The sequence below is a fragment of the Jejubacter calystegiae genome (genome assembly GCF_005671395.1).
In the GTDB taxonomy this organism is placed as follows: domain Bacteria; phylum Pseudomonadota; class Gammaproteobacteria; order Enterobacterales; family Enterobacteriaceae; genus Jejubacter; species Jejubacter calystegiae.
In genome coordinates, this window is sequence record NZ_CP040428.1 from 951,766 (window position 1) to 968,541 (window position 16,776).

A 16,776-nucleotide genomic window follows, 5' to 3' on the forward strand; every position below is an offset into this window, starting at 1 on the left:
GGGATGCCCGATGTCATCACAATTGGCGAAGCGATGGCGATGTTCGTCGCACGCGAAACCGGCGATCTGGCCGACTGCGAAAGTTTTATTAAACGAGCGGCCGGGGCGGAACTGAACGTCGCCACCGGCTTTGCCAGACTGGGCTTCGACGTCAGTTGGGTCAGCCGGGTGGGCGATGATTCCTTTGGTCGCTTTGTTCTTAACGTCCTGAAACAGGAAGGGATCGATACCCGCGGCGTTTCCATTGATGCCAGGTATCCCACCGGTTTTCAGCTTAAATCGAAAGTCGAGGATGGAACCGATCCCAGCGTGGAGTATTTCCGTAAGGGCTCCGCAGCCAGCCATCTGTCGGTGGAGGATTATTCGCCTTCACTGTTTAACAACGCCCGCCATCTGCACCTGAGCGGCGTTGCCGCTGCGCTTTCCGAAAGCTCGCTGGCGCTGCTTAACCACGCCGCGGCGGCCATGAAGGCCAACGGCAAAACCATCTCGTTCGATCCCAACCTGCGTCCGGTGCTGTGGAAAAGCGAGGCGGAAATGGTGCAGAAGCTCAACCATCTGGCCTGCCAGGCGGACTGGGTTCTTCCGGGACTCAGGGAAGGCATGATTCTGACCGGCCGCAAAACGCCCCAGGGCATCGCCGACTTCTGGCTGGAGCGCGGCGTGAAGGCAGTCATTATCAAGACCGGCTCCGACGGCGCCTGGTACAAAACCGCAGAGGGAGAATGCGGCGCGGTGGCGGCAGTGAAAGTGGACAATGTGGTCGATACCGTAGGCGCCGGAGACGGCTTCGCGGTTGGCGCAATCAGCGCGCTGCTGGAAGGGAAATCCCTGGCGCAGGCGTGCCGCCGCGGTAATCACATTGGCGCTTTGGCCATTCAGGTCAGTGGTGACAGTGAAGGCTTACCCACCCGGGATGGGCTGGACGAATAACGGCCTCGACTCCGGAATAGTGAAAAAGAGTTCAACACCAGAATATCGCGCATCGGCCTCTAACCCTACAACCCCTGCGCGCTAGCCTCAACCAGAGGACAGAACGATGAAAAGTCCAACTAATGCAGTAAAACGCTGGTGGTACATCATGCCTATCGTGTTTATCACGTACAGCCTGGCGTACCTCGATCGCGCAAACTTCAGCTTCGCCTCCGCCGCAGGGATCAATGAAGATCTCGGCATCACCAAAGGGATCTCCTCACTGCTGGGCGCCCTGTTCTTCCTGGGTTACTTCTTCTTCCAGATCCCGGGGGCTATCTACGCCGAACGCCGTAGCGTGCGCAAACTGATCTTCGTCTGTCTGATTCTGTGGGGCGGCTGCGCCTCGCTGACCGGCGTTATCAGCAATATCCCGGCGCTGGCGGCCATCCGCTTTATTCTTGGGGTGGTGGAAGCAGCGGTGATGCCCGCCATGCTTATCTACATCAGTAACTGGTTTACCAAATCGGAACGCTCGCGCGCCAATACCTTCCTGATCCTCGGGAATCCGGTCACCGTGCTCTGGATGTCCGTCGTTTCCGGTTACCTGATCAACGCTTTCGGCTGGCGGGAAATGTTTATTCTGGAAGGGATTCCGGCCGTTATCTGGGCCTTCTGCTGGTGGGTACTGGTGAAAGATAAACCGTCGCAGGTGGGCTGGCTGGCGGAAAGTGAAAAAGCCGCACTGCAGGCGCAACTGGATAAAGAGCAGGAAGGGATTAAAGCGGTGCGCAACTATGGCGAAGCCTTCCGTTCGCGTAACGTGGTGCTGCTGTGCCTGCAATATTTCGCCTGGAGCATTGGCGTTTACGGCTTTGTGCTGTGGCTGCCTTCGATTATCCGCAGCGGCAGCGCCACCGGTATGGATATGGTGGAAGTGGGCTGGCTTTCAGCCGTGCCTTATCTGGCCGCGACTATCGCCATGATTGTGGTTTCCTGGGCTTCGGACAAAATGCAGCGCCGTAAGATCTTCGTCTGGCCGCTGCTGCTGATTGGCGGGCTGGCGTTTATCGCCTCCTGGGCGGTGGGCGCAAACCACTTCTGGATCTCCTGGTCTCTGCTGGTGATCGCCGGTGCCGCCATGTATGCCCCTTACGGTCCGTTCTTCGCCATCATTCCCGAAATGCTGCCGAAAAATGTCGCAGGCGGCGCCATGGCGCTCATCAACAGCATGGGTGCGCTGGGCTCTTTCTTCGGCTCCTGGTTCGTCGGCTACCTCAACGGCGCAACCGGCAGCCCGGCGGCTTCTTACGTGTTTATGGGGGTGGCGCTCTTTGCCTCTGTGTGGCTTACTCTGATTGTGAAACCCGCAGACAATCAGAAATCCATTACGCCGGGCGCCCATAGTCACGCATAGCCCTGAAGAATGAAGGAGAGATCAACAATGAAGCCGTCCGTCATCCTCTACAAAGCGCTACCTGATGACCTGACACAACGGCTGGAGACCTATTTCAACCTGGTGCAGGTGAAGGATCTCAGCCCGCAGACCGTTAGCCAGAACGCCGATGCTTTTGCGCATGCCGAGGGAATGCTGGGCTCCAGCCAGACGGTGAATCGCGAGCTGCTGGAAAAGATGCCCGCGCTGCGCGCGGCTTCCACCGTTTCCGTGGGCTATAACAACTACGATGTTCCGGCGCTTACCGAACGCGGCATTGTGCTGATGCACACGCCTACCGTGCTTACCGAAACGGTGGCCGATACGCTGATGACCCTGGTGCTGACTACGGCGCGGCGCGCCGTGGACGTTGCACAACGAGTGAAGCGAGGCGAATGGCGTTCCGGTATCACGCCGGACTGGTTCGGGGTGGATGTACATCATAAAACGATGGGCATTGTCGGTATGGGACGCATCGGTATGGCGCTGGCGCAGCGCGCTAACCTGGGCTTCGGCATGCCGATTCTCTACCACGCCCGCAGCCGCCACCAGGAAGCCGAAGCGCGCTTTAACGCCCGCCACTGCTCCCTGGATACGCTGCTGGCGGAGTCGGATTTTGTCTGTCTGGTGCTGCCGCTAACCGACGAAACTCACCATCTGATTAGTGCGCCGCAGTTGGCGAAGATGAAAGCTTCCGCCATTCTGATCAACGGCGGTCGCGGTCCGGTCGTCGATGAAAAGGCGCTGATCGCGGCACTTCAGGCAGGTCAGATTCACGGTGCCGGGCTGGACGTTTTCGAACAGGAGCCGCTGCCCGTGGACTCCCCGCTGCTGGAGATGTCCAACGTGGTCGCGCTGCCCCATATCGGCTCCGCCACCTTTGAAACCCGCTACAACATGGCCGCCTGCGCCGTGGATAACCTTATCGCCGCCCTGACCGGTAAGGTGGAACAAAACTGCGTTAATCCTCAGGTGCTGAAGTCGTAACCGATTAAAGGCCGGGGTGGCGCCCCGGCCTTAGTTACGTTTCCACTACCGTCTGCCGGTTAAGGCAGGAGATAGCGAATCAGCTCTAAAAGCACCAGCAGCACTTTCAGAACGATGACGGCGATATCCATCACCCGTTTCTCCATAACATGGAGTGAGGAGACCACCGCTTACTCTTACGCTGCCTGTCACGGCGGTTTTCCCTGACTGTTAGGTGAGGGCTGTCTCACCCCGACCAGAGCACCGGAATCGGCACCACCCGATTTCCGGCCAGGACATAAAGAATTCCATAGAAACGCCGGGGGTTAACAGCAACAACGCTAACCCCCTGACAATAATCAGATGGTGGAACTGCCGCCAGTGTGAATGAGGGGAAAGCCGAAACGCATTGTGGACAATCAGCACCAGACGACAACCATTTCACAGAAAATGGAATCAATCCCCCAGGACGCAGAGAGGGAATTGCAAAAAAAAACATGCCGCCATAAACTGGAATCGTTAGGTGAGGACTGTTTCATTTCAACCAGAGCCACCAACTCTGAGTCCGAACAAAAAGCCCAATTTAATCGTTGGGCTTTTTTGTGCCTGAATCCCCCACTTCCACGCTGCCGTTCGGCCTGCTGTCAAAAAATATGATACAAAGTATCAGGTATGGATAATTCAACGCGACAGCATATGGCATCTTATACAATCGATATTATCTCCTGTATCACCGACCGCTTTATGTCGCTGACCGCCACTGAAAAGCGCATTGCCCGCTTTATTCTGGACGATGTCGCGGCGGCGGCGGAGCTGCCCATTGCCGAACTTGCCCGCCTGACTGACAGTAGCCAGGCCTCAGTCACGCGCTTTGCCCGGACGCTGGGTTGCAGGGACGTTCGCGAACTGAAAATGCGGCTGGCTCAGTCCCTGGCGGTGGGGCAACGCTTTATCCTGGATGTGCCGGATCTGGAGGGCGTGCAGGGCATTTACGAATCGATCATCAGCGTGCTGGACATCAACCGACGGGCGCTGAATAGCGAAACGCTGAGTAAGGCCGTGGGCTGGATGAGTCGCGCCCGCCAGATTCTGGCGATCGGCATGGGCGGCGGCTCGACGATCTGCGCTCTGGAGCTGCAACACCGGTTATTCAGGCTGGGGCTGCCGGTCGTCAACCAGAGCGACGGGATGCTGGTACGCATGATGTGCGCCGCGGTGGCGCCCCGAGATGTGGTGATTGCGCTGTCGCTGGGAGGCTACACTCAGGAACTTATCGACAGCGCCGCCATCGCCCGACAGTACGGGGCCAAAGTGGTAGCAATTACGCCCAGGGAGACGCCGCTGGCGAAGCAGTCAGATCTGGTACTGCCGCTGGTGGTGCAGGAAAACGACTACATTTTCAAACCCAGCACTTCGCGCTATGCCATGCTAGCGATGGTAGACGTGCTGGCGACCGAACTGGCCATGGCCAATAAGCCGCAGGCGAAAGACCGTCTGCGGCGAATTAAACTGGCGCTGGACGGCCAGCGTAGCAGCGGCGGCGATCGCCAGCCGCTGGGGGATTAAGACGCCGCCTCCAGGGCTGCGATAAAACGCCGCGCCCGGGCGGCGGTATCTGCCGCACTCTGCCCGGGGCGGTAGAGATCGTTGCCTAACCCCGCCCCTGCACATCCGGCCTGCAGATAGTCGCCCAGGTTTTCCGGCGTGATCCCCCCAACCGCCAGCACCGGCACCGCTGGTGGCAGCACCGCCTTCAGCGCACGAATATAGGCGGGACCAAATGCCGATGAAGGAAAAATCTTCAGCCAGTGCGCACCGGCATCCAGCGCGTTAAAGGCCTCGGTCGCCGTCGCGCAACCGGCACACACCAGCATTCCCTGGCGTACCGCACTGCGAATGACCGCAGGCTGGGTATTGGGCGTAACCACCAGCCTGGCGCCCATCTCCGCCAGTCTGTCTACCTGTTCAACGTTAAGCACAGTACCAGCGCCAATCATCGCCCGTTCGCCAAAACGCTCGACCGTCTGCCGGATACTCTGTTGCCAGTCCGGGGAATTTAGTGGAATCTCAATATAACGGAACCCGGCATCGCACAGCGCGACTGCGTGATCGTCCGCCTCTGTCGGCTGAATCCCCCGCAAAATCGCGACCAGTTTATTTTCCTGCATCCATTATCCTCCCAATCCCCCGTACAAATGCACGCTCGCCATCACAGGCAGATGCGGTAATGCCGGCCAGGGAAAACGCCTTAAGATAGCGCGCCACCAGGGCTTCGCTACCCACCACCACCACCGATTCCGGCCGCAGTTGCGCGCTTTGCGCCGCCACCTCGGCGCCAATCAATAGCCCCGACAGGTAATCACTGACCGATTCACGCGCCAGCGCCCCCAGAAGCCAGGCCGCCCGTGTTTCAAACAGGCGCGGCAGTACCGATGGCGCCTCCAGTCCCGTTTCCAGGCCCCGGTGAAAAGCCTGTTCATCCTCTTTCTGCGCGGGAAGCGACTGCCCCACCAGGGAATGGGTGAGCAGTAGATGGTGCAGTTCGCCGGTCATGACCGTGTCGAAACCCGCCACCTGACGCTCTGCGACCGGCACCCATTTACAGTGGGTGCCCGGCATCACATAGCAGCTTGCAGGCGCCAGTTCATACGCGCCCAGCAACTGGGTCTCTTCCCCACGCATCACGTTGTACACCCCGTGCCGGGCGCTTTTCAGACCAGGCACGATCCACACACCTTTAGCCACGGCACAACGCTGTTCGCCTGGCGCTTCCAGCGTTGCCGGACACGGCAGGTAAGGCACCGGCAGCCAGCCCGATTCACTGCCAATCATGCCAGCCATCACGACCGGTATGGCGTCTTTGCCACGCCAGGGCGCCAGATGGCGCTGGAATATCTCTTCCGCCGTATCCTGCCCCATGCGGGTTACGCCACAGGGCAGCGCCAGCGTATTAACGAACTCTCCGCTGCGGATATGCCAGGCCCGCAGATGGGTAGAGCCCCAGTCAACGGCAATATATTCTTCAGCCATCGCCCTCACCCCGCGTTACGCGTTGTTTTCGCCACTGCCAGCGATCCACTCCGATCTTCGCGCTCGCGGGTGATCGCCTCCAGCGCCTGTTCGCGGCTGAGTTTGTTAGCAGGCGTCATTGCTGTGACAAACACGGCGGACGCCAGACTCACCAGCACGGAAGGAATACAGGGATTGCCCCAGAATGCCAGCCAGTCGGCGCGCGCCAGAATGACGATGGAGGTTAGCATTCCGCCCAACAGCGCCGTCAGCGCCCCCTGCCAGTTAAAACGCCGCCAGAAGCGACCCAGGATGGAGCAGACAAACAGGCCGGACATCAGCATGGAGATCATCCTGGTGATGTAGCTAATGATGTCATCCGAGGTCAGGGCAAAGATTAAAGCCAGCCCAATCACCAGCGTCAGCATCAGACGTGAAAGGCGTATTGCCTTATTTTCCGGCGGCATTCTTCCGGTGACCATGGTGTAGAGATCGCGCATCATGATGGCAACTGCGGCAATGGCATCGGAACTGGCAGACGACATGGTGGCGGATAACCCGGCAATCAGTACAATCATTCCCAGAAAAGGGGGCAGGAAGCTGGTGGCAAACAGGAAGGCATAGTTGCTGTTCGCCAGTTCCGGGTTCATGGCAAATGCCGCCATGCCAATAATCGCAGGCAGTATGGAGAAGAACAGATACAGCACACCGGTGTACACGAAGGAACGGCGCACCGAAGAGACATCCTTACCGGAATAGATACGCTGACGGTAAGACGGCGTCGCCAGTACCCCCACGCCAATCACCATCGCCAGCGAGAGCGCCGGGATTGCTCCCATCTTATCAATGGCAAACAGACTGAGCGCCGCAGGGTCCATCGCCTGTTCGATAGCTCCCCAGCCCCCGGCATGTACCACCGCCAGAATCGCCATCAGGATAAAACCAAAAAACAGAATCAGCGCCTGGATAGTATCGGTCCATACCACTGCGGAATAACCGCCGATGATGACATAAATCGCAAATGCCAGAGCGATAATCAGTTTCGCTACCGTCAGATTTAAACCCGTAGCCCAGGCCAGATATAAGCTGCCGCCAAGAATATGGGCTCCGAGCCAGCCAATAGAGGCAATAAATATCATCAGGCCAACGATATTCTTAATTAAATGGCTGCCACCAGTATAATAAGAGAGCTCCTCACTCATAGTCATAAAGCGTAATTTACGCACCGGCGCAAACAACCAGGCCACCAGCAAAATGCCAACTGCTCCCCCCAGACCATAAAGCATGCCAGCCCAACCGTTGCTGTAACCAAAGCCCACCGCCCCCATACTGGAGCCGGTACCAACCATGGTCGCTACCGTGGAGCCAAGGGTTAAAAACAGCGGCAGGGAGCGCCCGCCCAACAGAAAATCTTCTCCGCTTTTCTGATTCCGTGACACATACCAGCCAAGCCAGATCATGGCGATGGCATAAATAATAAAGCCGACTAAAAAGATAGGACTGTTCATGACTCACATCCTGCCGCTTAGCTAAAAATAGGGTAAGGGGTTCCTGAGTGTTGAATAAATTCAACACTCATTTTTTTACTTTTTTATTTTTTAATGACGATCAGACGCGCGCTGCGTTATAGCAGGTCACATCGACTTCCACCTTGCAGTCAACCACTAAATCCGCCACGCAGCAAATTCTCGCCGGGGGGTGATCGCCAAAAATTTCACTAAACACTTTATTGAAAGACTGGAAATAGCGTGCGTCGGTCAGAATCACGGAAACATGCACCACATCCATAAGGGCGTAGCCTGCCTCAGCCATGATATCCAGGCAGTTCTGAATCGCCAGTCGTGACTGTTCGACAATACCGCCCTCAACCACTTCGCCATCCTTCATCGGCGTCTGGCCGGAGACATACAGCCAGCCCCCTGCTTCTACCGCGCGAGAAAAGGGCAGACGCTGACCGCCGGTTCCCGTACCGCCCTCTGCGCCATAACGTTTAATGCTCATTCATCACTCCTTTATTCCACACTGTGGCGACGCAGAAAACGGCCTGCCCGCCCACTAATTGATTGATCTTTCCCGTAACTCATCGCGCCATTAACCATCACTGCCTCAATGCCTTCGGCAGGCCGCCTGGGATCGTCGAAGCTGGCGACGTCCCGAATGGTCTGAGGATCGAACAACACCAGATCGGCATAGTAGCCTGTTTTGACCAGGCCGCGCTGCGATAGCTGAAAACGCGCTGCCGACAGCCCCGTCATCTTATGAACCGCCGTGGTCAATGGGAACAACTGCTCGTCACGGCAGTAGTGGCCAAGCACTCTGGGGAAGGCGCCCCACAGCCGGGGATGCGGCATCGGGTCGTTGGGCAGACCGTCCGAACCTATCATGGTCACCGGATAACGCATAACCCGACGGACATCCTGCTCGTCCATGTTGTAGTAAATAGCCCCGGCGGGCATCAACTGCTGCGCCGCATCGTGCATGCTCATCTGCCAGTCGTCCGCAATCTGCTGCAGGCTCTTGCCTGCCTGCCCCGGATGCGGCTCCGACCAGGTAATGATAATATCGAACTCATCCGTGACCTGTTTTAAGTCCAGCGTAGAAGAGCTGGCGGAATAAGGGTAGCAGTCACAGCCTATATCCTGGCGCTGACGCATTTTGTCGAAGAACGCCAGCGTCTCGCGGGTTCTCCCCCAGTTTTTCGCCCCGGCGCATTTGTGGTGCGATACCACCACCGGCACCTTCGCGTGGCGGCCAATACGAAATGCCTCATCAAGCGCTTCAAGAATGGGTTCAAATTCAGAACGCAGATGGGTGGTGTAGACTCCCTTCCAGGCTGCCAGCTCCTCCGCCAGCGCCATCACCTCTTCGGTGCTGGACTGGTACGCGCTGGCATACGCCAGGCCGGTGCTCAGCCCCAGCGCTCCCTGTTCCAGCCCTTCCCGCAGCTGCGCGCGCATGGCGGCAATCTCCTGCGCTGTTGCCTCACGGAACAGCGAATCCATATGGTTATTGCGCAGCGTAGTATGGCCTATCAGGGTTCCCACATTCAGCGCCGGACGAGCCGCTTCAACCGCATGGGCATAGTCGCTAACGGTGGGATAAATAAAGTGTTCGCGCTCGCCCAGCAGGTTCATAGGGTCCGGCACTTCGTCTTTTATACTCGCCGTTGCGGCACTGATACCGCAGTTGCCGACAATCACCGTCGTGATGCCCTGGCTTATTTTCGGCAAATATTCGGGAATACGGATCACATTAGTATCGTCATGGGTGTGAACATCGATAAACCCCGGTGACAGCACTTTTCCTGTACCTTCGATAACCTGACGGGCTTCAACATCCAGCCCGGGCGCGATATCGACAATGCGATCGCCTGTTACCGCGACATCGGCGCGGTACTGCGGGCCGCCGCTTCCATCAATCACCGTGACATTTTTAAACAACCAGTCAACCTTCATGCTTTCACCCCTTAGTTTATGGTGAAAAAGTAAACCATTTACAAGCGGTAAAAACAGTGGAAGACTACGCAAAAAGGTTATGATTTATTGATACTTTTATGCATAAAAACAACAAAGCATAACTTTAATGGCTATATTTCAATGATATAAAAATGATACCCAACTGTTTTCGCTATAAGAAAACGAAGGAAAAAAGTTATGAAATACCATCCCGATACGTTAGTCCCTCACAAATCCGCCGTGATGAACACCCCGGCGAATATCCTGGCGGAAGATGTCTGCCTGCCAGCCGCCGTCATTAAAAAATCCGCCCTCGAAAATAACATTCGCTGGATGCAGCAATATGCGGATACGCGGGGCGTTTCACTGGTGCCTCACGGCAAAACCACGATGACGCCATGGATATTTCAGGCCCAACAGCAAGCGGGCGCCTGGGGGATTGGCGTAGGCAGCGCCTGGCAGGCCAGCGTGGCGATGGCCAGCGGCATCCATCGGGTGCTGATGGTGAATCAACTGGTTGGTAAGGCCAATATGCAGCTGATATCCCGCCTGAAAGCGCACTACCACGACGTGGACTTCATGTGCTGCATCGACAGTCTGACCAACGCCCGGGCGCTATCCCATTTTTTTACCGCTTGCGGGCAGACGCTGGACGTTCTGGTTGAACTCGGTGTGGAGGGCGGGCGCTGCGGCTGTCGCACGCCCGATGAAGCGCTGGCGCTCACCCAGGCCGTTAGCGAAATGCCGGGGCTGCGCCTGCGCGGGCTTGAGCTGTATGAAGGCGTACTGCACGGCGATAATCCGCAGCCTCAGGTGGAAGCGCTGTTGCAGAATGCCGCTGCGCTGGCCTGCCAGATGGCGCCCCAGGTCGACGGCGAGTTTATTCTGACCGGTGCTGGCAGTGTCTGGTACGACGTGGTGTGCAATGTCTGGACCACGGCCCAAAAGCCGCCGCAGTGCCGCATCGTCATTCGTCCGGGCTGCTACATCACCCATGACCTGGGAATCTATGATGAAGCCCAGCAGCAGCTAATGGCGCGCGACAGTGTCGCCTGTGACCTGGGGGGGGATTTAACCCCGGCGCTGGAGCTGATTGCTATTGTTCAGTCGGTGCCAGAGCCCGGGCGCGCCATTGTTAACTTTGGTAAGCGCGATAGCGCCTTCGACGCCGGTCTGCCGCAGCCCATCGCCCACTATCGTGACGGACAGGCGCTGGCGCTGAAGAGTGGGGAGATTGCCAGCGTCGGCATTATGGATCAACACTGTATGTTAACCCTGGCGGCGGACAGCGACGTGCAGGTGGGCGATATTCTGGTGTTTGGCACCTCTCACCCCTGCCTGACCTTCGATAAGTGGCAGACCTTACACCTGGTGGACGATGACTATAACGTTATCGAAGAACTGGTAACGATGTTTTAGTCATGAAAAAAGGCCGCGTAAGCGGCCTTTCAGGATTATCGTTCCAGCATTACTGCATCGCGTTAGACGCCGTGTTCCACGCCTGGCTGAATGCCTGATGCTGCGACGCCAGGGGGGCTATCAGACTGTTGTACTGACTGGCCTGCTGGCTGGTGGGGAACTGAATGCCGTTGGCGGCAAAGCCCACTTTATCGCCCTGCTGTTGAATAAAATCACCCACCTGCACAAGCTGCTGAGTAAAGGTTTGCGCCGCTGGAATCAGCGGTTGCAGCGCATTCGCTGGCTGGGTGACGACCTTCTGATAGGCCTGGTCATAGACCTTCTTCAGCTCTTCTGCCTGATTCAGATTAGAGCGGGCGCTGTCGGCCTGCGCCTTTGCGTTCTGTACCTGCTGCCCGACGACGCCAAGGTTGCCGTTAGCCTGGCGCAGCGCTTCGCGCTGAGTCACATAGTCCTGAGGTACGCGAATGGCGTTAACGCTGTCTACCACCGGCTTAATACCGTTATCCACCGCCTGGTTTACCTGACGGGAGAAGCCGTACAGAATCGCATAGTCGGATGTAAACGGACCGAACTGCTTCTTCTGATCCGTGGTCAGCGTCGGCAGACGCTCGCCGCTACGCATCACAGTATTCTGCAGAAAATCGATAAACGCTTTACGCTGATCCCCTTCTTTGTCGAAGCAGCCACTCAGACTAACGACCATTAATAGTGCCGCCAGTGGCGCGAACCAACGGGAGCAGGACTTACCTGTCACCATCTTTTTAACTCCTGGTTATTTTTAGCTATCGCCTGATGACCACAAGAATAGTCTAACACGCAGTCACAGCATAGCCCGGATACCGCTTTTTCTGTGGATCTCCGCCATGTTAACCAGTTGTTATTTAAATCACAAAACCGATGAAATTCTGGCGCAGAAAAACAATAATTAACTTTTTGATTTTTATTAAAAAAATAATTTTTACCCTGCTGCTTTTCCCGGGAACGTCCGATTATCGCACGCTAACGCTGCCCCCCCGGTTGCTGCTCCATCCGGGCTCTGTTTAATTAAAAAGCCGATTAACGGAAAAGTGTTCGAACATCGCCCAACTGACGCGGCGGCGCGAATTATCAAACGCCCCGCCGGTATTCCGCAGGAATTGTCCCTATGACGCAACCAACAACCGTAGATATTCAGACACTGATAAATAACCACCGTATTTCGAAATATCAGTGGCTGATTCTTGTTCTCTGCTTTATTACCGTTGCCATGGACGGCTTCGACACGGCGATTATTGGTTTTATTGCCTCCGACCTGGTTCAGGAATGGGGCGTGAATAAAGCCGATCTCGGGCCGGTGATGAGCGCCGCGCTGGTGGGTCTGGCGGTCGGCGCCCTGACCGCCGGCCCCATGGCCGACCGTATCGGCCGTAAAAAGGTGCTGATTCTGTCGATTATCACCTTCGGTAGCTTCAGCCTGCTAAGCGCCTTCGCCACCAGTCTGAACATGCTGGCGCTACTGCGTTTTCTGACCGGATTAGGGCTGGGCGCCGCTATGCCCAATGCCGCCACGCTGATGTCCGAATATGCGCCGCAGCGTCGGCGGGCGCTGCTGGTGAATCTGATGTTCGTCGGTTTTCCCATTGGCTCATCAATGGGGGGATTTATTTCGGCATGGCTAATCCCTCATTTTGGCTGGCAGAGCGTACTGATTCTGGGCGGCGTGATGCCGTTAATACTGGCGCTGGTACTGGCTATCTGGCTACCGGAATCGGCCCGCTATCTGGTAGTGCATAACAAACCCCAGCCGCAAATAGCCGCCATCATGAGGCGCATTGCCCCCCTACCCGAAGGGGCGCGCCTGGTGTTGGACGAGCCGGATCAGCCTCAGCAAACCTCAGCCATCGGCGTGATTTTCTCGCGGCGCTATATCGTCGGCACCCTGATGCTGTGCTTCACCTACTTTATGGGGCTGCTGATCTTCTATCTGCTCACCAGTTGGCTACCGCTGCTGATTCGCGAAACCGGCGCCACCCTGGCCCAGGCTTCAGTGATAACGGCGCTGTTCCCGCTCGGTGGTGGTATTGGAGTGTTGATTATTGGCGCGCTGATGGATCGCCTGGAGCCCAATAAAGTGGTGGCAGTCAGCTATCTGCTGACCGGCCTTTTTGTCTGCCTGATCGGCTTTGCCACCAGCAGTCTGGTACTGATGGGCATCGCTGTGTTTATTGCCGGAACCATTATGAACGGCGCCCAGTCTTCGATGCCTGCGCTGGCGGCGGGCTTCTATCCGACCCGCGGGCGCGCCACCGGCGTTTCCTGGATGCTGGGGCTGGGACGCTTCGGCGGCATTCTGGGCGCCTTCAGCGGCGCCTTCCTGATGCAGGCCGAGCTCTCATTCCGCACCATCTTTATGATGCTGGCGATCCCCGCCCTGTTCTCTACGCTGGCGCTGTTGGTGAAATACCAGGCAAGCCTGAGGACCGCCCGCCAGGACACGGGCGGTCTGGTGAACGCCAGCAAAGCTTCGCAGTAATCAGCTTCGGATGCATGGCCTGGATCAACCCAGATCGCGTCCGTTGCTGGCGATCACCTGCTTGTACCACCAGAACGATTTCTTACGTCGCCGCGCCAGGGTGCCGCCCCCCTGGTCATCGCGATCGACATACACCAGGCCGTAGCGCTTGCTCATTTCACCGGTCGAGGCGGAAACCAGATCGATGCAACCCCAGGTGGTGTAACCCATCAGCGGTATGCCATCTTCTATGGCCTGGGCCATGGCCCGGATGTGTTCACGCAGATAGCCGATACGGTAATCGTCGTTGATCTCCCCCTGAGCATCGGGCTCATCCCGGGCGCCCAGGCCGTTTTCCACCAGGAACAGCGGCTTCTGGTAGCGGTCATACATCATATTCATGGTGATGCGCAGCCCCAGCGGATCGATACCCCAGCCCCACTGACTCTGCTGAATCCAGGGGTTTTTCAGGGATTTCACCACATTTGCCGCGCTGCTGTTGTTATCGTTCATATCGGCAGAGGCGCAGCGCGAAGCGTAGTAGCTGAACGATACAAAATCGACGGTGTGGCGCAGAATCTCCGCATCGCCGGGCTCCATCTGCACACAGATGCCCTTCTCTTTAAACATCCTCGCCGTCCAGGCCGGATAGGCACCGCGCGCCTGAACATCGATAAAAAACAGATTTTCGCGATCTTTTTCCAACGCCGCCCAGACATCTTCCGGCTTACAGGAGTAAGGATAGAAATTGCCGCCCGCCAGCATGCAGCCCACCTGGTTTTCCGGGTTTACCTCATGGGCGATACGGGTCGCCAGGGCGCTTGCCAGTAGCTCGTGGTGTGCCGCCTGATACTTCACCTGCTCCGGGTTTTCCCCCTCTTCAAACGCCAGACCGGCGCCGGAAAACGGGCTGTGCAGCAGGATGTTGATCTCATTAAACGTCAACCAGTATTTCACCAGACCATTGAAGGCTTCAAAGCAGGTGCGGGCGTAACGGGTAAAGAAGGTCACCATTTCACGGCTGCGCCATGAACCGTACTCAGTGACCAGATGCATCGGCACATCGAAATGACAGAGCGTTACCAGCGGTTCGATGTTATGGCGCCGACACTCCTGAAACAGATCGCGGTAAAAGGCGATTCCGGCCTCGTTCGGCGCACTCTCATCACCGTTCGGATAGATACGGCTCCAGGCGATGGAGGTACGGAACACCCGAAACCCCATCTCCGCCATCAGCGCAATATCCTCTTTATAGCGGTGATAAAAATCGATGGCCTGATGGCTGGGGTAGAACTCATCGTCGCGCAGCGCCGTGCGCCGCTCCAGCCCCAGTTTAATCGGCATACGGTGTGGGCCATGGGGCAGCATATCGACCGTCGCCAGCCCCTTTCCTCCCTCCTGCCAGGCGCCTTCCGCCTGGTTCGCCGCAAGGGCGCCGCCCCACAAAAAATCGTCCGGGAATGCCGTTTCTGACATCAAATCTGTACCTCGTTAATCGTTAATGAGTCGCCTGGGCCGAACCTGCACGGGTCGCGCTGGCCAGGCTTTGCTGAGGCTCTACGGGAATATCCTCAAAGCCAAGCATCAGGGTAAGAATGAAAGAGAGCACCACCGACAGCACCATAATGCCCGCGATCCAGACAATGCTCATCGGGTTGCCGGGGTCGATAAACTGCACGCTGGTAAACAGCCCGGGCGAAGCCATGGAATGGCTGGCAAGTCCCGCAATACCCGCCACGGCTCCGCAGATAAAGCCGCTGATCAGGCTGGCAATCAGCGGGCGTTTCAGACGCACCGCCACGCCGTACAGGGCCGGTTCGGAAATCCCAGCCACGATGGCGGATGCCGCGGCGGCAAGCGCCGTCTGACGTAATGCCGGATTTTTGGTGCGCACCGCCACGGCCAGCGAAGAGCCGCCCAGCGACAGGTTGGCGCCAATCTCAGACGGCATCACCATCCCCTCTTTACCGGTTTCGGCAATGGTCTGAATAATGGTGGGGGTGAATACCCGGTGCATGCCGGTCATCACCAGCAGCGGCCACAGCGCCCCCATAATGGCGACGGAGAGCCAGCCCAGATAACCGTGAATGGTATAAACCAGCGCGGAAATGCCGCTACCGATCCAGATCCCCAGCGGGCCGATCAGCAGGATCGCGATCGGCGCCGCCGTCAGTACGATCAGCATCGGTTTCAGGAAGTTTTTGGTCACCGCAGGCGTAATGCGATCGATACCGCGCTCAATCCACGACAGAATCCAGGTCATACACAGCGCCGGAATCACCGTGTAGGTATATTTCACCGCCGTCACCGGCAGGCCGACGAACTCCACCGGTTGCCCTTCGGCGGCTTTAGCCATCAGATCGATAAAGTTCGGGTGGATTAACACCCCGGCGATGGCGATGGCCAGCGACATATTGGTTTTGAATTTCACGGCCGCCGAGGCCGCGACCATCACCGGCAGGAAGAAGAAAGCTCCATCGCCAATGGCGTTGAGGATAATCAGCGTCGATGCGCCCTTTTCCAGTACCCCGCCCATCTCCAGCATCATCGCCAGCAGCTTAACCATCGAACCGCCGATAATGGCCGGGATCAGCGGCGACATGGTGCCGATCAGCGCATCCAGGATACCGGCGCCGATGCGCCGCAGGCTGAAACCGCCTCGCGTTGGCGAAGTCGGTGCTTCATTCGGCGTCGCCAGCGACGGTAACCGCTTCATCACTTCCGCATACGCCTGCCCCACCGTGTTACCGATAATCACCTGGCACTGGCTATCGGCACGCACCACGCCCAACACGCCATCAATGGCCTGTAGCGCCTGTTCATCGACCCGCCCCTGGTCTTTCACCACAAATCGCAGTCGCGTCATACAGTGGGTAAGCGCCTCGATATTGTCAGCCCCGCCCAGCGCATTCAGGATGGCGCCGGATACTGCCGCATAGTTTTTTGCCATGGACTCTTATCTCATTGTTATTTTGGGTACAGTTGCGCACGGCTTAATGCGCTGAGTCGCGGTGCCCCAATCGCTATCATCCGATGAAACACCATAGGAAACCGGTTTCACAAAATCATGGATAGATCAAATTGCG

15 protein-coding genes are annotated in these 16,776 nt (G+C 57.3%); 6 read left to right on the forward strand and 9 right to left on the reverse strand.

The window, feature by feature from the left end; genetic code table 11:
• Positions 1-3 precede the first annotated feature (3 nt).
• The 3 genes from FEM41_RS04435 to ghrB all read left to right on the forward strand — a co-directional run bounded on the left by FEM41_RS04435 (position 4) and on the right by ghrB (position 3,334).
• Positions 4-933 (forward strand): sugar kinase, encoded by a 930-nt coding sequence (locus FEM41_RS04435; RefSeq protein WP_138094835.1) that lies wholly within the window; start codon positions 4-6, stop codon positions 931-933.
• Between the two features lie 106 nt (positions 934-1,039).
• Positions 1,040-2,329 (forward strand): MFS transporter, encoded by a 1,290-nt coding sequence (locus tag FEM41_RS04440; RefSeq protein ID WP_138094837.1) that lies wholly within the window; start codon positions 1,040-1,042, stop codon positions 2,327-2,329.
• A gap of 27 nt (positions 2,330-2,356) precedes the next feature.
• On the forward strand, positions 2,357-3,334 hold the full coding sequence (ghrB, locus tag FEM41_RS04445; protein ID WP_138094839.1) for a glyoxylate/hydroxypyruvate reductase GhrB: 978 nt from the start codon (positions 2,357-2,359) through the stop codon (positions 3,332-3,334).
• Positions 3,335-3,393: 59 nt separating this feature from the next.
• Here ghrB and dinQ read toward each other — a convergent pair whose 3' ends face one another.
• Positions 3,394-3,480 (reverse strand): damage-inducible type I toxin DinQ, encoded by an 87-nt coding sequence (gene dinQ, locus FEM41_RS25140; protein WP_421805403.1) that lies wholly within the window; start codon positions 3,478-3,480, stop codon positions 3,394-3,396.
• 529 nt (positions 3,481-4,009) lie between these two features.
• Here dinQ and FEM41_RS04450 point away from each other — a divergent pair.
• Positions 4,010-4,879 carry a MurR/RpiR family transcriptional regulator gene (locus FEM41_RS04450; protein ID WP_241666571.1) on the forward strand — a complete coding sequence of 290 codons (870 nt, stop codon included), beginning with the start codon at positions 4,010-4,012 and terminating at the stop codon, positions 4,877-4,879.
• Here the strand turns inward: FEM41_RS04450 and FEM41_RS04455 are convergent.
• The 5 genes from FEM41_RS04455 to FEM41_RS04475 form a co-directional block, all read right to left on the reverse strand.
• Entirely contained in the window at positions 4,876-5,481 is a 606-nt protein-coding gene (locus FEM41_RS04455) for a 2-dehydro-3-deoxy-6-phosphogalactonate aldolase (RefSeq protein ID WP_138094843.1), read from the reverse strand. The genes FEM41_RS04450 and FEM41_RS04455 overlap by 4 nt on opposite strands.
• Entirely contained in the window at positions 5,468-6,343 is an 876-nt protein-coding gene (locus FEM41_RS04460; protein WP_138094844.1) for a 2-dehydro-3-deoxygalactonokinase, read from the reverse strand. The genes FEM41_RS04455 and FEM41_RS04460 overlap by 14 nt, the downstream gene beginning before the upstream one ends.
• A 5-nt stretch (positions 6,344-6,348) precedes the next feature.
• Positions 6,349-7,830, reverse strand: coding sequence for a sodium:solute symporter family protein (locus FEM41_RS04465; RefSeq protein WP_138094845.1), 1,482 nt, complete (start codon positions 7,828-7,830; stop codon positions 6,349-6,351).
• 100 nt (positions 7,831-7,930) lie between these two features.
• Entirely contained in the window at positions 7,931-8,323 is a 393-nt protein-coding gene (locus FEM41_RS04470) for a RidA family protein (RefSeq protein ID WP_138094846.1), read from the reverse strand.
• A gap of 11 nt (positions 8,324-8,334) precedes the next feature.
• Positions 8,335-9,777 (reverse strand): N-acyl-D-amino-acid deacylase family protein, encoded by a 1,443-nt coding sequence (locus tag FEM41_RS04475; protein WP_138094847.1) that lies wholly within the window; start codon positions 9,775-9,777, stop codon positions 8,335-8,337.
• A 198-nt stretch (positions 9,778-9,975) separates the two neighbouring features.
• On the opposite strand from FEM41_RS04475, the gene FEM41_RS04480 reads away from it, so the two are divergent.
• The gene (locus FEM41_RS04480; RefSeq protein WP_138094848.1) at positions 9,976-11,196 is read left to right on the forward strand and encodes an amino acid deaminase; all 1,221 of its coding nucleotides are present in this window, start codon (positions 9,976-9,978) and stop codon (positions 11,194-11,196) included.
• Between the two features lie 49 nt (positions 11,197-11,245).
• On the opposite strand, the gene FEM41_RS04485 is transcribed toward FEM41_RS04480, so the two are convergent.
• Complete coding sequence (locus FEM41_RS04485; protein ID WP_138094849.1) at positions 11,246-11,956, reverse strand: DUF3053 domain-containing protein; 711 nt, start codon at positions 11,954-11,956, stop codon at positions 11,246-11,248.
• A gap of 387 nt (positions 11,957-12,343) precedes the next feature.
• Here FEM41_RS04485 and FEM41_RS04490 point away from each other — a divergent pair, with 387 nt between their 5' ends.
• Positions 12,344-13,711 carry an MFS transporter gene (locus FEM41_RS04490; RefSeq protein ID WP_138094850.1) on the forward strand — a complete coding sequence of 456 codons (1,368 nt, stop codon included), beginning with the start codon at positions 12,344-12,346 and terminating at the stop codon, positions 13,709-13,711.
• A 24-nt stretch (positions 13,712-13,735) separates the two neighbouring features.
• Here the strand turns inward: FEM41_RS04490 and FEM41_RS04495 are convergent, their stop codons facing one another.
• Together FEM41_RS04495 and ascF are read right to left on the reverse strand one after the other, a co-directional pair.
• The gene (locus FEM41_RS04495) at positions 13,736-15,166 is read right to left on the reverse strand and encodes a 6-phospho-beta-glucosidase (protein WP_138094851.1); all 1,431 of its coding nucleotides are present in this window, start codon (positions 15,164-15,166) and stop codon (positions 13,736-13,738) included.
• 22 nt (positions 15,167-15,188) lie between these two features.
• Positions 15,189-16,640 carry a PTS cellobiose/arbutin/salicin transporter subunit IIBC gene (ascF, locus tag FEM41_RS04500; RefSeq protein ID WP_138094852.1) on the reverse strand — a complete coding sequence of 484 codons (1,452 nt, stop codon included), beginning with the start codon at positions 16,638-16,640 and terminating at the stop codon, positions 15,189-15,191.
• Positions 16,641-16,776: the final 136 nt, after the last annotated feature.

Bases quoted from the DNA above. Each gene is read 5' to 3' on its own strand.
- FEM41_RS04450 (WP_241666571.1), top strand. From the start codon at position 4,010: ATGGCATCTTATACAATCGATATTATCTCCTGTATCACCGACCGCTTT.
- FEM41_RS04435 (WP_138094835.1), top strand. From the start codon at position 4: ATGCCCGATGTCATCACAATTGGCGAAGCGATGGCGATGTTCGTCGCA.
- FEM41_RS04465 (WP_138094845.1), bottom strand. From the start codon at position 7,830: ATGAACAGTCCTATCTTTTTAGTCGGCTTTATTATTTATGCCATCGCC.
- ascF (WP_138094852.1), bottom strand. From the start codon at position 16,640: ATGGCAAAAAACTATGCGGCAGTATCCGGCGCCATCCTGAATGCGCTG.
- FEM41_RS04490 (WP_138094850.1), top strand. From the start codon at position 12,344: ATGACGCAACCAACAACCGTAGATATTCAGACACTGATAAATAACCAC.
- FEM41_RS04455 (WP_138094843.1), bottom strand. From the start codon at position 5,481: ATGCAGGAAAATAAACTGGTCGCGATTTTGCGGGGGATTCAGCCGACA.
- FEM41_RS04475 (WP_138094847.1), bottom strand. From the start codon at position 9,777: ATGAAGGTTGACTGGTTGTTTAAAAATGTCACGGTGATTGATGGAAGC.
- dinQ (WP_421805403.1), bottom strand. From the start codon at position 3,480: ATGGAGAAACGGGTGATGGATATCGCCGTCATCGTTCTGAAAGTGCTG.
- FEM41_RS04440 (WP_138094837.1), top strand. From the start codon at position 1,040: ATGAAAAGTCCAACTAATGCAGTAAAACGCTGGTGGTACATCATGCCT.
- FEM41_RS04460 (WP_138094844.1), bottom strand. From the start codon at position 6,343: ATGGCTGAAGAATATATTGCCGTTGACTGGGGCTCTACCCATCTGCGG.
- FEM41_RS04485 (WP_138094849.1), bottom strand. From the start codon at position 11,956: ATGGTGACAGGTAAGTCCTGCTCCCGTTGGTTCGCGCCACTGGCGGCA.
- FEM41_RS04495 (WP_138094851.1), bottom strand. From the start codon at position 15,166: ATGTCAGAAACGGCATTCCCGGACGATTTTTTGTGGGGCGGCGCCCTT.
- FEM41_RS04480 (WP_138094848.1), top strand. From the start codon at position 9,976: ATGAAATACCATCCCGATACGTTAGTCCCTCACAAATCCGCCGTGATG.
- FEM41_RS04470 (WP_138094846.1), bottom strand. From the start codon at position 8,323: ATGAGCATTAAACGTTATGGCGCAGAGGGCGGTACGGGAACCGGCGGT.
- ghrB (WP_138094839.1), top strand. From the start codon at position 2,357: ATGAAGCCGTCCGTCATCCTCTACAAAGCGCTACCTGATGACCTGACA.